14 protein-coding genes are annotated in these 21,205 nt (G+C 44.8%); 8 read left to right on the top strand and 6 right to left on the bottom strand.

Translation table 11 applies throughout. The features are described from left to right. Nucleotides 1-125: 125 nt before the first annotated feature. Nucleotides 126-2,315, top strand: a complete 2,190-nt coding sequence (locus A1D16_RS13145) for a TonB-dependent receptor (protein WP_290710185.1) — start codon at nucleotides 126-128, stop codon at nucleotides 2,313-2,315. Between the two features lie 39 nt (nucleotides 2,316-2,354). Here the strand turns inward: A1D16_RS13145 and A1D16_RS13140 are convergent, their stop codons facing one another. Next, the gene (locus A1D16_RS13140; RefSeq protein ID WP_290710183.1) at nucleotides 2,355-3,053 is read right to left on the bottom strand and encodes a LytTR family DNA-binding domain-containing protein; all 699 of its coding nucleotides are present in this window, start codon (nucleotides 3,051-3,053) and stop codon (nucleotides 2,355-2,357) included. Continuing rightward, entirely contained in the window at nucleotides 3,025-4,077 is a 1,053-nt protein-coding gene (locus A1D16_RS13135; RefSeq protein WP_290710181.1) for a histidine kinase, read from the bottom strand. Before A1D16_RS13135 ends, A1D16_RS13140 begins: the two co-directional genes overlap by 29 nt. A gap of 191 nt (nucleotides 4,078-4,268) precedes the next feature. Between A1D16_RS13135 and A1D16_RS13130 the strand changes: the two genes are divergently transcribed. Continuing rightward, nucleotides 4,269-5,573, top strand: a complete 1,305-nt coding sequence (locus A1D16_RS13130; protein ID WP_290710180.1) for a phosphatase PAP2 family protein — start codon at nucleotides 4,269-4,271, stop codon at nucleotides 5,571-5,573. A 37-nt stretch (nucleotides 5,574-5,610) separates the two neighbouring features. Here the strand turns inward: A1D16_RS13130 and A1D16_RS13125 are convergent, their stop codons facing one another. Beyond that, nucleotides 5,611-6,156, bottom strand: a complete 546-nt coding sequence (locus A1D16_RS13125) for a YcxB family protein (RefSeq protein ID WP_290710179.1) — start codon at nucleotides 6,154-6,156, stop codon at nucleotides 5,611-5,613. 133 nt (nucleotides 6,157-6,289) lie between these two features. Here A1D16_RS13125 and A1D16_RS13120 point away from each other — a divergent pair, with 133 nt between their 5' ends. After that, nucleotides 6,290-6,808 carry a GNAT family N-acetyltransferase gene (locus tag A1D16_RS13120; protein WP_290710178.1) on the top strand — a complete coding sequence of 173 codons (519 nt, stop codon included), beginning with the start codon at nucleotides 6,290-6,292 and terminating at the stop codon, nucleotides 6,806-6,808. Nucleotides 6,809-6,937: 129 nt separating this feature from the next. Next, nucleotides 6,938-7,762: a hypothetical protein gene (locus A1D16_RS13115; RefSeq protein ID WP_290710177.1), complete on the top strand. Its 825-nt coding sequence runs from the start codon at nucleotides 6,938-6,940 to the stop codon at nucleotides 7,760-7,762. A gap of 340 nt (nucleotides 7,763-8,102) precedes the next feature. On the opposite strand, the gene A1D16_RS13110 is transcribed toward A1D16_RS13115, so the two are convergent. Beyond that, the gene (locus tag A1D16_RS13110) at nucleotides 8,103-10,256 is read right to left on the bottom strand and encodes a gliding motility-associated C-terminal domain-containing protein (RefSeq protein ID WP_290710175.1); all 2,154 of its coding nucleotides are present in this window, start codon (nucleotides 10,254-10,256) and stop codon (nucleotides 8,103-8,105) included. Between the two features lie 154 nt (nucleotides 10,257-10,410). On the opposite strand from A1D16_RS13110, the gene ileS reads away from it, so the two are divergent. Further along, nucleotides 10,411-13,800, top strand: coding sequence for an isoleucine--tRNA ligase (ileS, locus tag A1D16_RS13105; RefSeq protein WP_290710173.1), 3,390 nt, complete (start codon nucleotides 10,411-10,413; stop codon nucleotides 13,798-13,800). A gap of 37 nt (nucleotides 13,801-13,837) precedes the next feature. Continuing rightward, a complete protein-coding gene (locus tag A1D16_RS13100; protein WP_290710172.1) occupies nucleotides 13,838-14,953 on the top strand; it encodes a TraR/DksA C4-type zinc finger protein in 1,116 nt (371 codons plus the stop codon). Between the two features lie 564 nt (nucleotides 14,954-15,517). On the opposite strand, the gene A1D16_RS13095 is transcribed toward A1D16_RS13100, so the two are convergent. Together A1D16_RS13095 and A1D16_RS13090 are read right to left on the bottom strand one after the other, a co-directional pair. Then, complete coding sequence (locus A1D16_RS13095; RefSeq protein ID WP_290710170.1) at nucleotides 15,518-17,629, bottom strand: DPP IV N-terminal domain-containing protein; 2,112 nt, start codon at nucleotides 17,627-17,629, stop codon at nucleotides 15,518-15,520. A gap of 25 nt (nucleotides 17,630-17,654) precedes the next feature. Continuing rightward, the gene (locus A1D16_RS13090) at nucleotides 17,655-19,475 is read right to left on the bottom strand and encodes an ABC transporter ATP-binding protein (protein ID WP_290710169.1); all 1,821 of its coding nucleotides are present in this window, start codon (nucleotides 19,473-19,475) and stop codon (nucleotides 17,655-17,657) included. 96 nt (nucleotides 19,476-19,571) lie between these two features. Between A1D16_RS13090 and A1D16_RS13085 the strand changes: the two genes are divergently transcribed. Further along, nucleotides 19,572-19,958, top strand: coding sequence for a ribosome-binding factor A (locus A1D16_RS13085; RefSeq protein ID WP_290710166.1), 387 nt, complete (start codon nucleotides 19,572-19,574; stop codon nucleotides 19,956-19,958). Nucleotides 19,959-19,981: 23 nt separating this feature from the next. Continuing rightward, on the top strand, nucleotides 19,982-21,202 hold the full coding sequence (locus A1D16_RS13080) for an FtsX-like permease family protein (protein WP_290710164.1): 1,221 nt from the start codon (nucleotides 19,982-19,984) through the stop codon (nucleotides 21,200-21,202). The last annotated feature ends 3 nt before the right edge of the window (nucleotides 21,203-21,205 follow it).

Here is a 21,205-nt window from a genome sequence, read left to right as displayed (position 1 = left end):
GTTCTGCTGGTTTTTTGTCATGAAATTGTCATTTGCTGGTTTTTCCGCATTTCGTAAACCGTTTTTCCCAAATCCGTAACTAAAAATAGCTACTAAAAAAGAGCTTCGCGGCCGAATCAACTTGTATGAAAAGAGCTGCTTTTGTTACCGGATTTTCTATTATTTCTTCCCTGGTAGTGATAGGACAGGACGCATCGGATACCCTGCCAAAACGCCAGGAAATGCCACAGATACTGGTGGTGGGTTATAAGGATAAGCTATTGAGTAAGGTACCAGGATCTGTTTCGGTACTCCGTTTTAAAGAGATACAACAACTGGCTCCCGTTAGCGGGAATGACATACTGCGCAGGGTGCCCGGTCTGAATGTAGTAGATGAAGAAGGTGCCGGATTGCGGATTAATATTGGTGTACGCGGACTGGATCCTGATCGCAGCAGAAACCTATTGGTGCTGGAAGATGGTATACCGGTTGCGCTGAATCCTTATGGAGAACCGGAATTGTATTTTACCCCCGTCATTGATAAAGTACGGTCTATTGAAGTGTTGAAGGGTAGCGGCCAGGTTCAGTTTGGGCCGCAAACCATTGGCGGGGTGGTGAACCTGATTACAGCAGATCCCCCTGCAGAAGAAAGGACTGAATTGCGGGTAAAAGGCGGGCAGGGAGGTTTTTTCTCTTCCTATGCCAGTTATGGTAATACCGTTGGAAACATGGGCTTTAATGTTAGTTACCTGCGCAAGCAGGCGGATAATATTGGTCCAACCTGGTTCCGGATCAATGACCTTAGTGCCAAGCTTCGTTTTCAGTTAAGTGAGAAATCTTCTGTTGGAATGAAACTTGGTATCTATGATGAATTATCTAATTCCACTTATGTAGGCATTACCCAGGCTATGTATGATGCGGGTGGTTTCGATTATGTTCGCCTGGCGCCGGATGATCGCTTACCTGTTCGCAGGTATAACCTGAGTGTTACACATTCTTATCAGTTTAACCCGAACGTTCAGTTACAGACAACGGCTTTCGCTTACACTACTACCCGCAACTGGCAACGGCAGGATTTTAGTGCCAGCTCCACTGCGGCCAATCAAACCGGGGTTATTTGGGGCGACCCTTCTGTTGCTGGAGGAGCATTGTATATGTTGAATAGTAATGGCCATCGGAACCGCCAGTTTGAAGTAATGGGAGTTGAACCCCGTTTAACCGTAAAAGGAAAAATCGCAAACCGGGATAATAAAATTAATGCCGGCATTCGCTACCTCTATGAAAAAGCGAAAGAGCAGTTTGTGATTGGTAAAAAAGCATCCGCTACAGCAGGAGATATGCGCGATAATGAAATCCGCAGTGGGCATGCTTTAAGCGCTTACGTGCAGGATGAATTGGCAATTACCAGCCGCTTTAGCCTGAATGCCGGTGTTCGTTTAGAAAGTTTCCAGTATAACAGAAGGATTTTAAGAGGACGTTTTCCTGTAAACGGCGCAACCGTTGTGGCCGATACCAATGTTTTGGCGAAAGGAAATGTTTTGGCAGTTATTCCTGGCGGCGGATTCAATTTTGTGTTGAATGAATCTTTGAATTTATTTGGTGGCCTGCACCGCGGGTTTGCTCCACCCCGAACAAAAGATGCCATCACTTCCACCGGTTTTGCTATAGATCTGGATGCAGAGAGCAGCTGGAATTATGAAGTTGGACTTCGGTTTAGTCACCTCCAATGGCTCAGTGGTGAGCTTACCTTTTTTGCGATGAATTTTGACAACCAGATTATTCCCATATCCCAGTCGAGCGGTAATTCCAATGCAACGGGTTTAGCAAATGGCGGAAAAACCGCGCACACCGGTGTGGAAGGATCTATACAGGCAGATTTCGGAAAAGCATTCGACTGGGAACATAGCCTTACGGTAGGTACTAATTTCACTTATGTGAAAAGCCGGTATGCAGCAGATCGGTATATAACCAGCGGATCCGATAAAATAAATGTGCGTGATAATAAACTGCCCTATGCGCCCGCTTTTATCTGGAATGGTACAGTTGGTTTTGAAACGAAAAAAGGCATGGGTATACGGTTTTATGCCAATTATGTGGGTGAGCAGTTTAGTGATGAGCTGAATACAGTAAATCCTTCTTCGAATGGACGTATTGGAAAAATAGACAGCCGGTTAATAGTTGACGGAACAGCCTATTACCAGGTAAGTAAAAAACTGAGCTTTAATATCAGTGCTAAAAACCTGGGCGATAAACGATACATCGCCAGTCGCCGGCCGGAAGGTATTAAAGTAGGTATGCCAAGTTTTGTAACGGCAGGGATAGAGCTTAGCTTATAAAGGCTGTACGGGTAAACCGGGTTTGGTTTTAGTGAATAATCAGGAGAGTAGTTGCTGAAGCTGATCCCGGTAACCCCGGCCAATAGGAAGGGTGTATCCTTTGAGTTCAACTTCCTCTGCCGTGAAAGAGTCTATTTTATTCAATGCAATGATAAAAGACCGGTGGATACGGGCAAACTGTTGAACCGGCAATCTAGACTCAATTTCAGCTGTGCTGAGCTTGGTTAGGTAAACAGTTTTTATTGTCTGGATACGGATATACTCCCGTTGACTTTCTATGAAAAGAATATCGGCCAGGTCAACCCTGATTTTTTTCTTTTGCACAGATATAAAAAGATGATCTTTTTCTATTGAGGGAACAGGCGGTAAACTATTTTCAGGTTGTTGCATTTTAACCTTGTTTACTGCCATGATAAACCGGTCAAATTCAATTGGTTTAAGCAAATAATCCACCACATTTAGTTCAAATCCTTCTACGGCATACTGGTGATAGGCAGTGGTAATAATTACCTGCGGCCGGTTGGGAAGTGTGCGTAGGAAGTTCATGCCTTTTAGTTTGGGAAGATGTATATCCAGAAAAATCAGGTCAACCTGGTTTTTCTGCAGGTATTCAGCCGCCAACAGTGCATTTTTAAAATGCCCCTTACAGAGTAGGAAACTTAGTTGTTTGATATAGTCGGAAAGGATTTTAGCAGCTAAAGGCTCATCCTCAACTATAATGCAGGTCAGGTTTGACATAACTGGTAAGGTTAATTTTCAGCTGTGCTGTAAATACGCCTTTTTCTTTCGTACAGCCCAGGGTATAATCGGTATATAAAAGTTCTAACTGGCGGCGGATATTGGAAAGCCCGATATTTTCTACAATCGGCGAATTTATATCTGTTGGTTCGATCGAATTTTGAACCATCATTTTCAACACGTCATTTTCAGTAATAAGCTCAATATGCACAAACGGCGATGAAATGGTTTCAGCGCTTCCATGTTTAAAGGCATTTTCAACCAGCGGAATAAGCAGTAAAGGAGGAATATGCGCGGAGGCATGCTCTACGCGTTGACTAAACCGGATTTCTAAACTTTCATCATACCGTAATTTTTCTAATTCAATATAATCCTGAATAATCCGGATTTCTTTTTCTATGGAAATAAAGGGGGCGCTTGTTTCGTAAAGCATGAACCGCAGAATCTTGGAAAGACGCAGGATTGATTCTGGGGCAAGATCTGATTTATTGAGCGCCAGGGCATAAATATTATTTAGTGTATTAAAAAGAAAATGTGGGTTGGTTTGCGATTTCAGGTAATTTAATTCTGCGGTCTGTTTTTCCAGCTCCATTTGTTTGGCCCTTGTTTTAAGTTGGGTGTAACGATAGAAATGCCGGAACAAGGAAAAGTAAAGAAATGCTGCTAAACCATTTCCAAACTGATCGCCTACAGAAACCGTATTATTTCCACCGGTTTCGAATGCTGTATAGATGCTCAATTCAATACCGAGTAATCTCCATAGAAACATTCCAAATGAATACAAAAAGATACTAAACAGAATAGCGGGTATTGCCGTTGCAATGGATTTTTTTATAAAGGGGAACAGGTATTCATAGAAAAAAATATTCAATGCACTGAGGTAGGCAACGCGCCAGCCCTCGTTGAACAGGATAGCCCGGAAGTTTTCGGGGTCGGATGGAATATAGACCAACCATCTCAATACTAAATAAGACAGGCTTATCCAACCGTATATACGAAGGTTTTTTTTGATAGTAGTGTTCATTATTGACGGCAAAAATTAAGCATAATTGTGGAGTAAAGGAATCGGCGCATACAATTTCCTTAAAGCGGGCTACCAGTTACCTCTTAATGGCTACGAGCGGCATTTTGAGGGAAGTAGACAGAAAACCGTTGTCTGTAGCCGGTCGGAAAATGATAGACTTTCCTGGAGTAGGTTGCATAAAACTTCTCTTTATGAAATCATCGCTGTTTTTGTTGGTAGTATTGCTGGGTGCTTATTTAAAGGGCTATTGCCAGGCTGATGAGAAGGCCGGTGAGTGGCCAACCTGGTTTGTTTCAAGCGGTAAAAAATATACCATTCCCCCAGCCGGTGGAAATAAGCAGGAACTAGGCGAAGTATTGAAACGGCAATCATTGCTTGATTCTTCCGCTTTGGCTCAGGTGAAGTATTGGAATGCCGGGTCGCCGGGTTATCGCTGGGTGAATTGGATGAATGACCTGTGGATGTCGCCGGCAGCTGGCGATATTGGTCCCGTTGCCTTTATGGTGCTGCAGGTTGCCATTTATGATGCCACTGTTATTACCTGGAAGGAAAAATACCGCCACAAGCGCCTGCGACCGGTTGCCTCTGATCCTGGGGTGAAACAGTTTGGCCCCGTACCGGTGAGTCCGTCCTACCCCTGTGAAACCTCAGTAGCTGCTGGTGTTGCGGTTGCCATCATGAAAAAGTATTTTCCTTCCCTGGCAGATTCGGCCATGCGCATGGCAGAACGGGCCATGCAGTCGAGAGTGGATGCAGGACTGGCTTACCCCTCCGATACAAGGGCTGGGTTTGTGCTTGGTAGCCTTATTGCGGCTGACGAATTGGATTATGTAAAGGAGTTTCCGCCGGCAGTTAAATGGAATGGTAAACGGCCGGAGGGTAAATATATCTGGCAGGGCCAGCCTTCCTTTCCAACGGCGGGATTTAGTAAAACAGTGGTTTTAAAAACGGCTCATCAGCTGAGGCCAGGGCCTCCGCCAGACTTTGCCCGGGATATGGAAGAGTTAAAAGCGTTTCAACCGGGCTTTCAATCCACGGCTAATGCATTTTATTTTGCTACCGAACCCGTCTGGACGGATATATTGAAACTTAAATTATTTGAACACAATATTCATTTAAACCCGCCGCTGGCTGCAAAAATTTATGCCGCTACAGCCATTGGGATGTATGACGGGTTTGTTTCTTGCTGGGATGCAAAATATACCTATTGGGGAACCCGCCCCGACCAGTACGACAGCAGTTTTAAACCGGTTTTGTTTTTCAGTCCGCCATTTCCAGGTTATCCATCCGGGCATGCTATGATCGGCAGCGTAATGGCAGAAATCATGGCTTATTTTTTTCCGACCGATAAAGATTATTTCCGGCAACGGGCCATTGACGGGGCAGAATCAAGGTTTCAGGGAGGTATCCATTTCAGAACCGATAATGAAGTAGGGCTGGAAATGGGTAGACAACTGGGAGTGGAAGTTGTGCAGAAATTGAGTAATCAACACTAAGGGTATGGGAAGACCTGTGTTTACCACAGGTCTTTTCTTACAGGGAAAAATGCCAGGCAGGTTCTTGTTGAAAGGGTATCTTGTTCCTGGTAACTAATTGATTGATCAGCGCTAGTTTTTCTTGCTCGTTTAGATGAGTTTTGGGTAACGGAAATCCGCTTCCTCCAATAAATAACAGCAAAAAATAGTCGGGTAATTCAATCAACTGTTCTATTGCTTCGTACTGAACGGCGCTTTCTCCGAACCGATACTGGCTATGTAAACCGGTCTCTTCCAGCCTTAGTGAAACAGATTGGCCAATTAATTTATGGAGCTTGGTACGGATGTGTTTTTTATAGTGCCTTGTGTACGTCCATCGTAGGTAGTGCGAATAAAAAGCAAAACAGGCAATTCCCAAAAACAGAAAAAACAGTGAAACATAACCTTCTGCAAGATGCAACATCAGCAGGGCGGAAACCAGGAATAGGCAGGAAGTCAGGATCCGTCGATAAAATGATTTTATTTGATGGTTTTTGTTTTTAGAAGCTGTATACAAGTAAAATACCAAATAGTCTTCTTCAGAAAGAGTACAGGTAATGATCATTTATTTACTATTGTAGGGATGAACAATACTGATTCATCGGCCAAACTTACAGAATGTTCAGGTTTTACCTGTGGTTCAGGAAATAGTGCCAAATTTGTACTAAGTTTCGGCATCTTCAAATAGTTATGGAAGTATGAATAGATATTATTTGCATAAAGTTTCGGCAGAAGACCTGGTTATTTTACAGCAGATTAGCCGCCAGACTTTTCAGGAAACCTTTGCTGTTCATAATACCGCAGAGAATATGAAAAAATACCTGGAAGAGGGCATGTCTAAAGAAAAGCTTGCCGCAGAGCTTTCCTCCCCCCAGGCCCATTTTTATTTATGCAAAACTGATCAAACAGTGGTAGGTTACCTAAAACTCAATGAAGCTCCTGTACAAACTGAGTTAAATGACCCCAATTCATTAGAAATTGAACGCATTTATGTATTAAACGCTTTTCAGGGTAAAAAAATCGGGCAAGTATTACTTGATCACGCCATTGAGCTTGCCAGGAATTTAAAACTTGATTATATATGGCTGGGAGTTTGGGAAAAAAATGCCAATGCCATCCGTTTTTATACCAAGAATGGATTTGTTGAATTTGATAAACATCTTTTTACACTGGGTACAGACGTACAAACAGATCTGTTGATGAAAAAGCAGCTGTAGCAAAGGCGGTTGGTTTTTGGGCGGTTCATACAGGAATATCAACAATTCATTACGAAGCTTATTGCAAGCCCTTGAAACAGCGGGCAATTTTGCCGCGCAACAAATTATTCCTATAAACCTTTTCTTATCATGAAACAACAAATGGCAAAAATTATTTTTCCGGCAGTTCTGCTGGTTTTTTCATGTGGCCTTATTTCTTTCCTAAGGATTGATCGTATGACCGAGGATTTTCTCCAACAATTGGGCATCAATAAGGTGGATGCCGATATGAAAATAGTGGGTGGATTCCTGTATGGTTCGTTGGATCAGTACGGTCTTAAAAATGCAAAAAATATAACCCTGGGAAATCGTGCTGCCGTAACCGGTAGCCTGCTTATGTACGTAAAAAAACAGGTAACCAGTGCAGCCTTTATGAAAGAATATGAAAACATGCGGCAGCAAGAAAAACCAGGCGTATATACTCCGCAAACACCAGAGGAACTGCACCAGGAAATGATTGATCAGGTAAAAAAATCGGTTGCGGATATGGAGCTTTCCGTAAAAAAAGCGGATGCATCTATGAAAACATTGTTTGAAAAAATGCTGGTGGATCTTAAGCACCAGCAAAAGCTGGTAGAAGATCCCAATAATAAGCAGATTGCCAGCTATCGCAACAACTATCCGCAATTGTTAAAAGATGCAGCAGTCGGCAATCAGCAGTTGCTTGAAGCGTGGGAGCAGAAATACCCGGCTAACTATTTACTTTTTGTAAAAACCAGGCTGCAACAGTTCATGGAAGAAACAAAAGATATTGATTTTGAAGCGGAACTGATCGAAAAGAACGGCGTTAAATACTTTGTGAACAAGGCTTATGAAGGCAGGGGAAACCGATGGAAGATGGCGTATCGTGCTGGAAAACCGGTGGTTGAAACTGCGCGTAGGTTTGCAGAACAATGGATGAGTGAGATCAGGTAGGTTATAAAAATGAGGAAGGGGGCTAGACAACCCCCTATTTTAACCCCTAAACCCTAAACCGTAGAAATATTACCAGTCTGAACTGGTGTATTTTTAAGACGACTGCGTCATCTATATTGTTTCGTTCAATTGCAGAAATAGTGTCCAGAAATTGTGCCAAAGCCGAAAAATGTGGAAAAATGCTCCTGGCTTATTTACTGTAAATGAGATTTTTAACACATTTTCTTTGATATTTTCTCGGTTAGCGATGGCTGTGGTAAACTACCTAGTACTTTCACCGTAATTTTACGGAAGAATTTATACTGTGTTGATAGCGTGTATTTTAGGTAGCAGGAGCGTATTATCGGAGCAGCAGGAACTGGCCATGTTTTCGTATTTGTACGCGGGCGCGATCAAGCGCTTCAAGTGTATAGGTGTAAACTCCTATGGCCTGCTTAATGCCCCTGAAATGGCCATCCCACCCAATTGCCGGATTATCGGTAAAAAACAATTCCTGCCCTAATCGGTTAAAAATCCGGAGCCTGTACTGTTCAAATGAGGCCGTGGTAACTGGGCGCCAACGTTCATTTTTGCCATTGTTATCCGGACTGAAAGCCGTTGGAAAATATAGATCTGCTGCTTTCCTGATTTTGATTGTAAACTCCTGAAAATTGCTTCTACAGCTTTCTTTACGGGTTTGCAGGTAAAGGGTTCTATTGTTTATACCAATGGATATAATAAACCGTCCTGTTTCAGAACTGTCAATTGCGGTGCCTGCGTTGATTTTATCAAATAAATAATACCAGGAGCCCGGAACCGGTTCGGCTAAAAGTTCCAACGTTGAATTAGGTTCGGTCCAGATTTCCTTCGTTGGTAGTGGTGGAAACCTGATACTAACTGCCTGCACCTCAAATGGTCCGGTTTGTGCTCGGCAGCCGATGTCGGTTTTAGCGGTTTCCAGGTAATAGAATCCGGCAGAAAGTCCGGTTGCTGATTGCCCATTTCCTACAATTTTGCCATCTGCATTTTTCCATAGCATTGTTATTGCATCCGGGTTAATAGCTGGGTTCACCAGTTCCAGTTTACCGGAATTGCTATTACAGGTATCCTGTGAAATTTTGATATCATTCAGTAATATGGTAGTAGCCGTATCTGTGATCAATGGTTGAAATTCGCCCGATTGGCCATTTTTTGTAATAGTCAGGAAATAAGCGCCGGCCAGGAAATTATGAGAAATCATCCAATTTCCCTCTCCGTCTGCTATAGCGGAGTTTATATAAGTTCTGAGTGGACAGGGATCGGTGCAATTGGTACCGTACAACTGAATAATACTACCCGGACTTGCTTTACCGCGAAGTATGTTTTCAAAATAGTAGGTAATCCTGTTGCTGGCAGGAATAGTTCCGGCAGGCAAATGGATTTCACCCAGGAACTGGTTTTGCCAGATGCTTGTTTTCCCTGTTCCCACCTGCCAGATTGCCCCATAAATCTGGTTGGTTCCTTCACCCTCCGGGGTTCCTATTACAACCTGGCCACAGTTTGTTACACGAATGGCAAACCCAAGTGGCGAACAGGGTAGGGAGGCGGATGATTGGAGCGTGTTGCCTCTTATTTCTACTGCATGTGCCAGGTTACTTAATTCCAGCATACGATCGGTACCCTGTAAAAAATTATAGGTAATAAGCGTTTTGCCCTCATCGTTTTTAGTTCCTTCCAATTGTAATAAAAAACTACCATCAACAATCGGTTGTCCATTAACGTTATTAGACCGGTTATTGGAGAATTCCAGGAAGTTTGAACGGCTGGTAGCTTCCCTGCTTAGGGTAATAGTTGTATTCACAAACAGGTTTTCTTTCAGTACCAGTTCTTCTGCTTTTTCGAGTAGAATGCGGTTGTTGTCTGTTTTTTCAAGTTGTGCAGATAATCCAAACAGGTTGCCTTCAATATGAACTTGTTGCAGGGTTCCTGCCGGGTCAGTGGCAGTTGTTTTATTTACCAGTGCCAGCAAAGGGCCTGAAAACAGGTTTCCGGATCCCACCCTGCCAATCCGGATGCGCTGTACATTTTTTAACTGTATACCGGCAACGGGTTGTTGATCCGGGAAAAAACCGGCCAGATTCTGAAATGCCAACCCCGTAATAGTAATATCTGAGGCATCGAGGATCCTGAAAAAGTGAAAGCCCGAAGCAGGTACTGGCCCGCTAAAACTGAGTACGATGCCGGCATTTACCAGGGGAATAAAAACCCCGCTGGTTTTTCCGCCGTCAATGAACAGGTTAGTACTTAAAGGAGGAAGTTCTGCACTTAGTTGAATCGTATAAGCCAACAAGTCTGAACCGCTCAGGTTAAAAAGTATACTGTCTCTTTCAGAACTGCCATTGGAACCGGCCAGTTGAATGGCTTCTCGCAGGCTACCGGTACCCGCATTGGCATTTGTTCGGACTATGAGCCGGTTGGCCCGACTTTCTATTCCGGTTAGCAGACCCAAGAGTAGGGATCCCAGGTAACAGAGCATACGGGCACTGCGCAAAGCTTAGCTTGTCTTTAAAATTACAAATACCTCCGCTACTGGTTCACTGTTGGAAGAGGATGCCGTCAAATTTCAGTAACTTCGCGTCTATTTCGATCGTTCATATAATATAAGTACATAAGAATCAGCGAGTTATTTTATGGTAGCCAAGTATCGTGAGTTTCAACAGTTGAATTTGCCATCGATCGAGAACACGATTCTCGAAAAGTGGAACCGGCAGCAGGCATTTGAAAAGAGCATTGCTGTTCGGGAAGGCGCCCCCTCTTTTGTGTTTTATGAAGGTCCGCCTAGTGCGAATGGTATGCCGGGTATTCACCACGTAATCTCCCGAACCCTAAAAGACCTGGTTTGCCGCTATAAAACAATGCAGGGTTACCAGGTGAAGCGGAAAGGTGGATGGGACACACATGGATTACCAATTGAGCTGGGCGTAGAAAAGGAACTGGGTATTACGAAAGAAGATATTGGTAAAACCATCAGCATCGAAGAATATAACCAGAAATGCCGGGAGGCTGTATTGCGTTTCAAGGATAAATGGGATGACCTGACCAATAAAATGGGCTACTGGGTTGATCTCAAAGATCCCTATGTAACATTTAAGAACGAGTACATTGAAACGCTTTGGTGGTTATTGAAACGCTTGCATGAAAAGGGCTTGCTGTATAAGAGTGTAAGCATTCAACCCTATTCACCGGCGGCCGGCACCGGTTTAAGTTCCCATGAACTAAACCAGCCTGGTACCTATAAAGATGTAAAGGATACTTCGGCAGTTGCGATGTTCAAAGCTGTGGAGGATGAAAAAACACAATTCCTGTTTAATGCAGTTAAAGCTGCAGAGAAGGCGGCTAAACACTCGACCGAAATCTTTTTCCTGGCTTGGACTACCACCCCCTGGACCCTGCCCAGCAACCTTGGTTTAACAGTTGGGCCAGGCATTACCTATGTTTTGGTGCAAACGTTTAATCCGTATACACACTTGCCGGTTAATGTTGTACTGGCAAAATCCTTATTAGGCAAATACTTTAAACCGGAAGGCGAAAACGGCGATTTTAACAGCTATACAGCAGAAACCAAACTCCTGCCCTGGAAGATACTGGCTGAATTTAAAGGAACTGCAATCGAGCATGCCCGTTATGAGCAACTGCTTCCCTATGAAGCCAATTCGGCAGCCAATGCGGGGGGCGATCCCTTCCGTGTACTATGCGATACGTTTGTAACTACGGAAGATGGTACTGGTATCGTACATACGGCACCTGCATTTGGTGCAGACGACTATAAAGTTGGTAAGAAGTACGGCATCGGTTTTCTGGCAATGGTAGACCGGGAAGGAAAATTTGTAGAAGGGCTGGGAGAGTTCAGTGGCCGGTTCGTAAAAAATTACAAAGATGATCCCAATTACATAGACGTAAATGTGGACATAAGCGTAAAGCTGAAAAAAGAGAATCGGGCCTTTAAAGTAGAGAAATACGAGCATAGTTATCCGCATTGCTGGAGAACCGATAAACCCGTATTGTATTATCCATTGGATGCCTGGTTTATCCGTACTACAGCAGTAAAAGATCGGATGGTGGAGCTGAATAAGACCATTAACTGGAAGCCAAAGGCAACCGGCGAAGGCAGGTTTGGTAATTGGTTGGAGAATATGGTGGATTGGAACCTGAGCCGGTCGAGGTATTGGGGTACACCCCTTCCGATCTGGCGAACGGCCGATGGAAAAGAAGAGAAATGTATCGGGTCAATTGCAGAGCTCAATGCCGAAATTATTAAGGCCAATGAAGTATTGGGAGGGGATATCAATAAACATTACCTGCATGACGGTATTCTTGATTTGCATAAACCCTATGTAGATGAAGTGGTGTTGGTTAGTGAAACGGGGCAGCCAATGCATCGGGAACCGGATCTTATCGACGTTTGGTTTGATAGTGGAGCCATGCCTTATGCGCAATGGGGGCTGGATCAGGAAAAACTAAAGGCCGGAGCCGAACAGCCGTTTAAAACGCCGTTTGAGCAGAATTATCCGGCAGATTTTATTGCGGAAGGTGTTGACCAGACCCGTGGTTGGTTTTATACCTTGCATGCATTAGGGGTACTATTATACGATAGTGTAGCCTACAAAACGGTTGTTTCAAACGGGCTGGTGCTGGATAAGAACGGCAATAAGATGAGTAAGCGCCTTGGTAATGTTGTAGACCCGTTTAAGACGATTGAAAGTTTTGGCGCTGATGCTACCCGCTGGTACCTGATCACCAATGCCTCTCCCTGGGATAGCCTGAAATTTGACCTGGAAGGTATCCGGGAGGTGCAGCGGAAATTCTTCGGAACCTTATATAATACCTACCAGTTTTTTGTTTTGTATGCGAATGTAGATGGATTTTCCTTTAAGGAAGCTGCCATCCCGCTGGAAGAACGCCCGGAAATAGACCGCTGGATTTTATCTTCCTTGAACACCCTGGTAAAGGCGGTTACCGCTGCATTTGATGAATATGAGCCCACCCAGGCTGGTCGATTGATAGAGGATTTTGTAGACGAGCACCTCAGCAACTGGTATGTTCGGCTGTGCCGGCGGCGGTTCTGGAAAGGTGATTACAGCCAGGATAAAATTGCGGCTTATCAAACCTTGTACGAGTGCCTGGAAACCATAGCCCGTCTGATGGCACCGGTATCGCCATTTTTTGCAGACTGGTTATTCGGCAACCTGAACGAGGTTACGGGTCGGCTGGAAGGAGAGTCGGTGCATCATCTCAACTACCCGGTAGCTGCGGAAGCGATGATTGACCAAAGCCTGGAGGAGCGGATGCAATTGGCGCAGGACGCTTCTTCGCTGGTATTAGGATTGAGAAAAAAAGTTAATATAAAGGTCCGGCAACCTTTACAGCGGGTATTAATCCCTGTATTGAATCCGGTAATGAAAGAGCAACTGGTGAAAGTGGAGGATTTGATTCTTTCCGAGGTTAATGTAAAGGAACTGCAATACCTGACGGATGCAGACGGCTTCATTAAAAAGAAGATTAAACCGAATTTTCAGGCCCTGGGTAAGCGGGTAGGGGCAAAAATGAAGGCGGTTAGTGCCGCGATTCAGGCCTTTGATCAGGAAGCTATTTCAAAGCTGGAAAAAGAAGGAGTATATTCTTTGGAAATTGATAGCGAACCCTTAATATTACAAATCCATGAGGTTGAAATATCCAGTGAAGACATTCCGGGCTGGCTGGTAAGTTCCAAAGGGGCACTTACCGTTGCATTGGATGTTACGGTAACACCAGCACTGGAGCAGGAGGGAAATGCCCGGGAATTGGTTAATCGGATCCAGAAGATCCGGAAAGACAACGGCTATGAACTTACTGACCGGATTGCTATTAAATTAGCGGATATCGGAAACCTGGCGGATGCGGTTAAGCAATTCGCTTCCTACATTAAAACGGAGGTATTGGCGGATGAGCTCGAATTGGTAGATCAACTAAACGATGCTACACCTGTGGAAGTTAATGAGCAGGAGGTAAAAGTTTGGGTCAATAAAGTAACCAGATCCTGATAAAATAGGACATTGATCACCGGAAAATGGAATAATTATGGCAACCAACAAGAAAGCACCGGCTGGTAAATCAGCCGGATCGGCGAAAAAAGTTGCACCGGCAAAATCGGCAGCAGGAAGCAAAACAGCTTCGAAAGCAGCTCCTGCTAAAAAAGCGGCAGCCAAGCCGGCCCCGGCAAAGAAAGCAGTGCCCGCAAAAGCGACGGCAAAACTTGCACCTGCGGCAAAGCCAGCTGCTAAAGCGGCTTCTGCAAAAGCTACTCCAGCCAAAGCAGCCCCGGCGAAAGCTGTAAAAGCAGCCCCGGCTCCTGCAAAACCGGCGGCAAAAAAAGCAGCACCTGTTAAGGCAGTACCAGCCAAAGCTACTCCGGCCAAGGCAGCCCCGGCAGCCAAAGCGGCTGTTGCACCCGCTCCGGCTACGGCAAGTAAAACCGACACTAAAAAATCAGATAACATAAAAACAACTTCTCCGGCAGCTGTTAAAGCAGCTCCTGCCCCTGCTGAAGTGTCCGCACCTGCGGCTAAAGCAGGCAAACAGAAAAAGCCGGCAGTCAAAACGATTCGCCAGCCTATCGGGAAGCCCTCTGTAATGAAGCCGGCCACTGTTAAGGACGACTCAAAACAGACCACTCCCATTCCCATCAAAAAACCGGCGCCGCCGCCTGAAAAAAGGCCGACGAAATTTGTGGTGCCAGACATTAAAACAAAAACAGTAAAACCGTACCATCCTGATTTCACAAAAAGTGTATTGGATCAGGAGGCACCTATTCAAACCGGACCTACTATGAGATATAGTGATGCAGAATTGGCAGAGTTCAGAGAATTAATTAACAAGAAACTGGATGCCGCTAAAAAGGAATTGGCTTATTTACAGGGCTTGATTACCCGTAAAGATGAAATGGGAGGCGATGAAAGTGAAAGCCGTTACATGACCATGGAAGATGGTAGCGTTAGCATGGAACGTGAGCAATTGGCCCAAATGGCTAGTCGTCAGATCACCTTTATCGATCACCTGGAAAAAGCTATGATGCGGATCGAGAATAAAACCTATGGTATTTGCCGGGTTACCGGAAAGCTGATCGATAAAGCAAGGCTTCGCGCGGTACCGCACGCAACCTTAAGTATTGAGGCGAAGAACACCATGAATAAGTAAGCTTTGCATTGGGAGAGTAGAATAGCTTCAAAAAGCTTACCTCCTGACTGAGCGGATCATAACAAAGCGGAAATGGCATAAGCTGTTTCCGCTTTTTTAGTCGTCAGATACATGTTGGAACAAATACCTGAGCCAGTTTATGCTATATCATTTTTTACCGTTTGCGAAATGGTATCACCGATTGAGCCTTGAGGGTAATTCCTGTATTTATTAATTTCCTTAAAGTACTCAGCAGCTTGCTATTGCTGAGGCTGCGGGGGCTGAGTATTTTTGAACAATGCTTGGTTCGGAATCGTGTTTAAACGAGGGTCATTTTCTTTATCGCGGAGATGGTTATTTGGCGGTGCAGTGCTTCGGGTTTTTTTCGGCTTTTTTCGATTGGCAAAAAAAAAAGGAGCAGTTTTTTTGAAACTGCTCCCTTGTGCTGAATTTATTTCCGGTATAAAAATCCTTGTCAAAAACTGGTGATCTGCTTTGTTGCTCGCCTTTCCTGCCCAGCCGGCGGCAGGCTTTTCCAATTCATCTGTTCTAACAAAGTTCTAACACCTGTCTGACGCCTAGAACCTAGAACGCCTTCCGTTCAGTCTTTTTCCAGAAAACTTCGGGAACAGGTTTGTTGAGAAGGTATTTGTAAAAGAAGCTGGCATTTTCGGATACCAGGTGATCTCGCTTGGCACGAACATTGGCACCGATACCATGCCGTTCATTGGGATAAACCATCATCTCAAAAGGCTTGCCCAGATCCTGCAACCGATTGATGAGCTGAATGCTGTTCTGCATATGCACATTATCATCCGTAGTACCATGCACTATGCGGAGAGTACCTTTTAACCGATCAGCATAGGTCAGCACCGAGGTTGCTTTATAGCCTTCCGGATTTTCTGCCGGTGTATCCATAAACCGTTCGGTATAATGCGTGTCATAAAGTGACCAGTCCATCACCGAAGCATTTGCAATACCATGCGTGAAATAATCAGATCCATACGTAAGGGCCATCGCCGTCATATAGCCACCAAAACTACCCCCTGTTATACCGATCCGGTCGCCCGCAATCCAGGGCTGCTTCCGCAACCAGCCGGCAGCACTCATATAATCCTCAATCTCATACTTCCCTAACTGGCGGTGAATAAAATTCATGCCTTTTTTGCCGAAATGCCCACTGCTGCGGTTATCGATTGCTACCTGTACCAATCCTTCGTTTGCCCACCATAACTCAGCCGGATTTGCCCGGTAGGTATCGTATACGGTACCCGCATTCGGACCGCCATAAATATTGATGATTACCGGGTATTTTTTTGCCGGATCAAATCCAATGGGATAAGTGATCAAAACAGGCAGATCAAATAAGCCGTCGGCAGATTTCACCCGGATCAGTTCCCTTTTTGGTTGAGCATATAGGTCAGCATCCTTGCCTTTTGCAGAGCCCAGCTCGCGTACAATCTTTCCTTTCATATCAACCAGCACCATCGTAGGCACGGTTTGCAGATTGGAATAAGTGGTGATAAACAGTTTATTATCGGGAGAAATCGTCATTCCCCGAAATGTATAATCACCAAATGAATGCCGCACCATGTTTTTACCATCCAATCCTACACTGTATAAATCTGTACGTGCACTGTTCTCTTTGCGTGCATCAAAATAAAGCCGCTTGGCTTTTTCATCGATTTTATGAATATCCCCAACTGTAAAATCGCCGGAAGTAAGGGTAGCCAGGCGTTTACCGCTCATGTCATGCAGGTAAAAATGTTTCCATCCGCTGGCATCGCTGCGTAGGATGAATCCTTTACCAGATGGCAGAAATTCAAACCGATCGGTATCATCCAGGTCGATCCAGGTTTTCTGCGATTCTTCGTAGACCAGGTTTTTTGATCCCGTAGCCAGGTCTACCTTATATACTTTCAGTTGATCTTGTCCCCGGTTCATCCAGGAAATCCAGAGTTCTCCGCCAGGTGTCCAAACAGGGGTTCCAAAATACTGATCCTCTTTTTCATTGAAATCGGCCCAGGTAGTGGTACCGGTTTGTATATTAACCACCCCGATTTTTACCGCGGGATTTTTATCGCCGGGTTTGGGATAGCGGTTGTTTTCCAATGATCCATGCTGCCCATCGGCCACGTAGATAGGAAAAACCGGCATACCGCTTTCATCAAAACGCATGAAAGCAAGGTGTTTTCCGTCTTCGCTCCACCAGAAAGCCTTGTACCTCGATGCCCTTCCCAGGATCTCTTCAAAATAAATCCAGGAAGCATATCCATTTAAGAGAGAATCATTACCATCATTGGTTAACCGGCTTTCTTTTTTTGTAGCAATTTCCTGTATATAGAGATTATTGTCTGCTTTGGTATAGGCAAAATACCTGCCATCCGGCGAGGTTGTCTGATTGCGAGCGCCTTGTATGGCAATGGCCGGAACAGCTGCTGAAGCATTGCCTGCTGCCGGTGCTGTATAGTCCTCCGCGGCACCCGTAGCGGCATTCACTTTGACTGTTTTACGAACATTGTTTTCAGTCCTGGTTTCAAGGTAGTATTTACCATCGAGCCAACTGCTGATCATCGGCAAGGGCTGCAGCATATTGGTGGGAGCCCCTTTAAATGCCTGCTCATAGCTAACCGGTTGCTGGGCCGTTAAACTAACCGCCAGTAACAGTAAGCAAATGCCAAGGAAAACTTGTCTCATGTGTTAGTATTTGTGTAATTCAAATTTATTTTACCTCCTGCATATCCACTAACCGCTTATAAAATCCTTGTTGCGACAGCAGGCTTTCATGGCTGCCTCTTTCTACAATCCGGCCTTTCTGTAGTACGATGATTTCATCGGCATGACGAATTGTACTCAGGCGATGCGCAATTACTATACTGGTACGGTGCTGCATCATATTATCGATGGCATCCTGTACCAATCGTTCACTTTCTGTATCAAGAGAACTGGTGGCTTCATCCAATATCAGGATAGGTGGGTTTTTTAATACGGCCCTTGCAATGGTGAGTCGCTGCCGTTCGCCTCCACTTAGCTTAGCTCCCCGATCTCCGATATTGGTTTCATACCCGGCCTCTTTCTGTACAATAAAATTATGCGCATTGGCCACTTTTGCTGCATTTTCAATCGCTGCTTTATCGGCCGTAGGTAATCCCAGTGAAATATTTGCAGAGATCGTGTCATTGAACAGGATGGGCTCCTGGGTAACAATACTGAGCTGATCGCGAATGGAGGTGAGTGAATATTCCTTGATATTTACTCCATCAATTAATATCTCCCCTTTAGTTACATCATGGAAACGTGGAACAAGATCCGCCAGGGTTGATTTGCCCGAGCCCGAGGAGCCTACCAGGGCCACGGTTTTCCCTTTTTCAATAACCAGGTTAATATCATCCAGGATAAGGGCGTCGTCATAGGCAAAAGACACATTCCTGAACTCAATGCTATGGTTAAAGGAACTGAGGGTTTTGGGGAATTTTACTTCTTCCACTTTCACCGGTGCCTTAATAATTTCTTCGATCCGTTCAATGGCAGCCGTACCCCGCTGCACATTGTAGTAGGCATTTGAAAATGCCTTGGAAGGGTTGATGATCTGTGTAAAGAAAACGATATAGGTTATAAAACCGGCAGCATCCAGGCCGGCCTCGTTTTTCAAGACCAATTGACCCCCAAACCACAGAATGGCACACAATACCAAAACACCCAGAAATTCCGACATAGGCGATGCCAGATCGCGCCGAAAATTCATGGCATTGCGGATATGATTCAAAAACTTATTAATGCTGCTGAATTTGTCCGAAATCAGGTTTTCCGCATTAAAGGCTTTGATAACACGCATACCACCCAGTGTTTCGTCCAGTACGGATAATAACAATCCCTGTTGCACCTGGGCCTGGTTGGATTGGCGTTTTAAACTTCTGCTTACCCGCCCAATTACAAAGCCCATGATCGGCAAAAGAACGACCAGGAACAGCGATAACTGCGGGCTCAGGAAAATCAATGAACCAACTATAATAATCAGCGTAAGGGGTTCTTTCACCAGCACTTCCATGGCACCGATAATGCTCCATTCTACTTCATTTACGTCATTACTCATGCGGCTGATGATATCGCCTTTCCGTTGTTCGGTAAAATAGCCGATCGGCAGGTTCAGGATTTTTGCATAAAGCTCTGCGCGCAATTTGGTCATCACATGATTACGCATCGGGGTCAGCATTCGAAGCCCCAGGTAAAGAAAGAGGTTTTTGCAGAAGATAGAAACGATTATCACTACGCAAATGGTGGCAAGCGCAGGTACCGGCCCCTGGGTGTCGATGAGTACACTCAACTGGTATTTCATAGCATCGATAGCCGAAGCAGCTGTCCAGTTAAATTCAGGTTTCAGAACCTGTCTTTTTTCCAATCCAAATAACAATTGCAGGAAGGGGGCCAGCATGGCCAGCGATACCAGCGAAAACAGGATGGAGAACAGATTGAACAGAAAATAGAGGACAATATTGCCTTTCTTATCTGCCAGATATTTAAAAACAAGCGAAAATTTCTTCATTTCACCAATTAAATAGAAACTGCAAACCTACATTAATTTAGGGTGGGGAAGCTCCCGAATTCTTTGTTAATTTGCACTAATCAAGTGATTACCCCTATGCAACAGGAGACAAAACGACAAAAGCAGGTGGCCGGTGAAATTCAGGGGGTCCTGAACCAGGTATTTCAACATCTGGGCCTTACCATGATGGATGGAGGAATGGTTTCCATTTCCAATGTAAAAGTAACCCCCGATCTGCTGGAAGCCCGGGTTTACATAAGCCTTTTTAAAGTACCGGACCCGAAAGCGGCGATGAAAAAACTGGAAGACCGGGCCTGGGAAATTAAAAAAGGCCTGGCTGCTGCTATCAAGCACCAGGTGCGGCGGATCCCGGTGATGCAGTTTTATCTGGACGATACGCTTGATTATGTATTCAAAATGGAAGAAGTGTTTGATAAGATCAAGAAAGAAGAAAACCGGGGTGAAACTCCACCGGAAGCATAACCCATTCCCCAAAAGCAGCTCCCTTGAATTTTTTATTTGCCTGGCGCTATTTCAAGTCGAAAAAATCAACCAATGCCATCAATATTATTGCCTGGGTAAGTGTGGTGGCGGTAGTTGTAGGCACCGCTTCGCTGATTGTTGTTTTGAGTGTATTCAATGGCTTTGAAGACCTGGTAAAATCGCTCTATGCTACTTTTTACACTGAGCTGAAAGTGGTTCCTGCTGAAGGAAAAATGTTGAAATTATCGCCCCAGCAGGAAAAAGAAATGGCCGGCATTAAGGGTATCAAAGCCTGGTCAAAAGTTTTGGAAGAAAAAGCCCTGCTAAAAAACGGAGAGGCACAAACCATCGCTTACCTGAAAGGCGTGGACAGCCAGTATACCCAGGTAACCACCATGGCCGACTATGTTAAGGTAGGAGTGTTTGACCTTGGTACAAAAGAAAAACCCCGGGCAATCCTGGGGGTTGGCGTAGAGTCTGTGCTGGGTTTGTGGAGTGACCGTGAATTACTTCCCATTACAGCCTATCTGCCTAAAAGAGGGGCCGGAATTAATATTGCTGACCCCATGTCGGCCCTGATTGCAGAAAATATCTATACCGCTGGTGCATTTGCTATTCAGCAGGAATTCGATAATAAATATGTACTCACCAACCTTGATTTTTTAAAAGGATTGCTTAACCTCCAACCGGATGAATATGGAGGAATTGAACTGGCCCTTCAGCCTGGCGCGGATGAAGAAGCCGTCAGTGCTGCACTGCGGCAAGTTTTCGGAAAAGAGTATAAAATCCTAAGCCGGTATCAGCAGAACCAGGGTTTATACAGTGTTATGCAAATGGAAAAATGGGTGATTTATATCCTGTTATCACTTATACTGGTAGTAGCTGCCTTTACCATGATCGGTTCGCTTACAATGCTTGTTCTGGAAAAACAGAAAGACATCCAGGTATTAAAAGCCATGGGGGCATCGTCTGGCCGAATTCAATCCATTTTTATCAGTGAGGGCTTTTTGCTGGCCGGTATCGGCGCTGTAGCGGGCATGTTACTGGCTCTGCTGATTTGCTGGGCGCAAGAAAAATTTGCCCTGGTAAAATTGGAGGGCGGAAGCTTTGTTATCAATCAATATCCCGTAAAAATAATGCTGCCGGATTTTCTGCTGGTTGCCGCTACCGTGGTACTGGTTGCCTTCCTGGCTTCCTGGTTGCCGGCCAGAAAAGCGGCGGCTTCGGCAATGGACCTGGGTTAATAG

The sequence above is a fragment of the Flavihumibacter sp. CACIAM 22H1 genome, from assembly GCF_001601815.1.
Classification (GTDB): domain Bacteria; phylum Bacteroidota; class Bacteroidia; order Chitinophagales; family Chitinophagaceae; genus Flavihumibacter.
The sequence above is the reverse complement of the archived record's forward strand: the minus strand, read 5'-3'. Positions and strand labels throughout refer to the sequence as shown.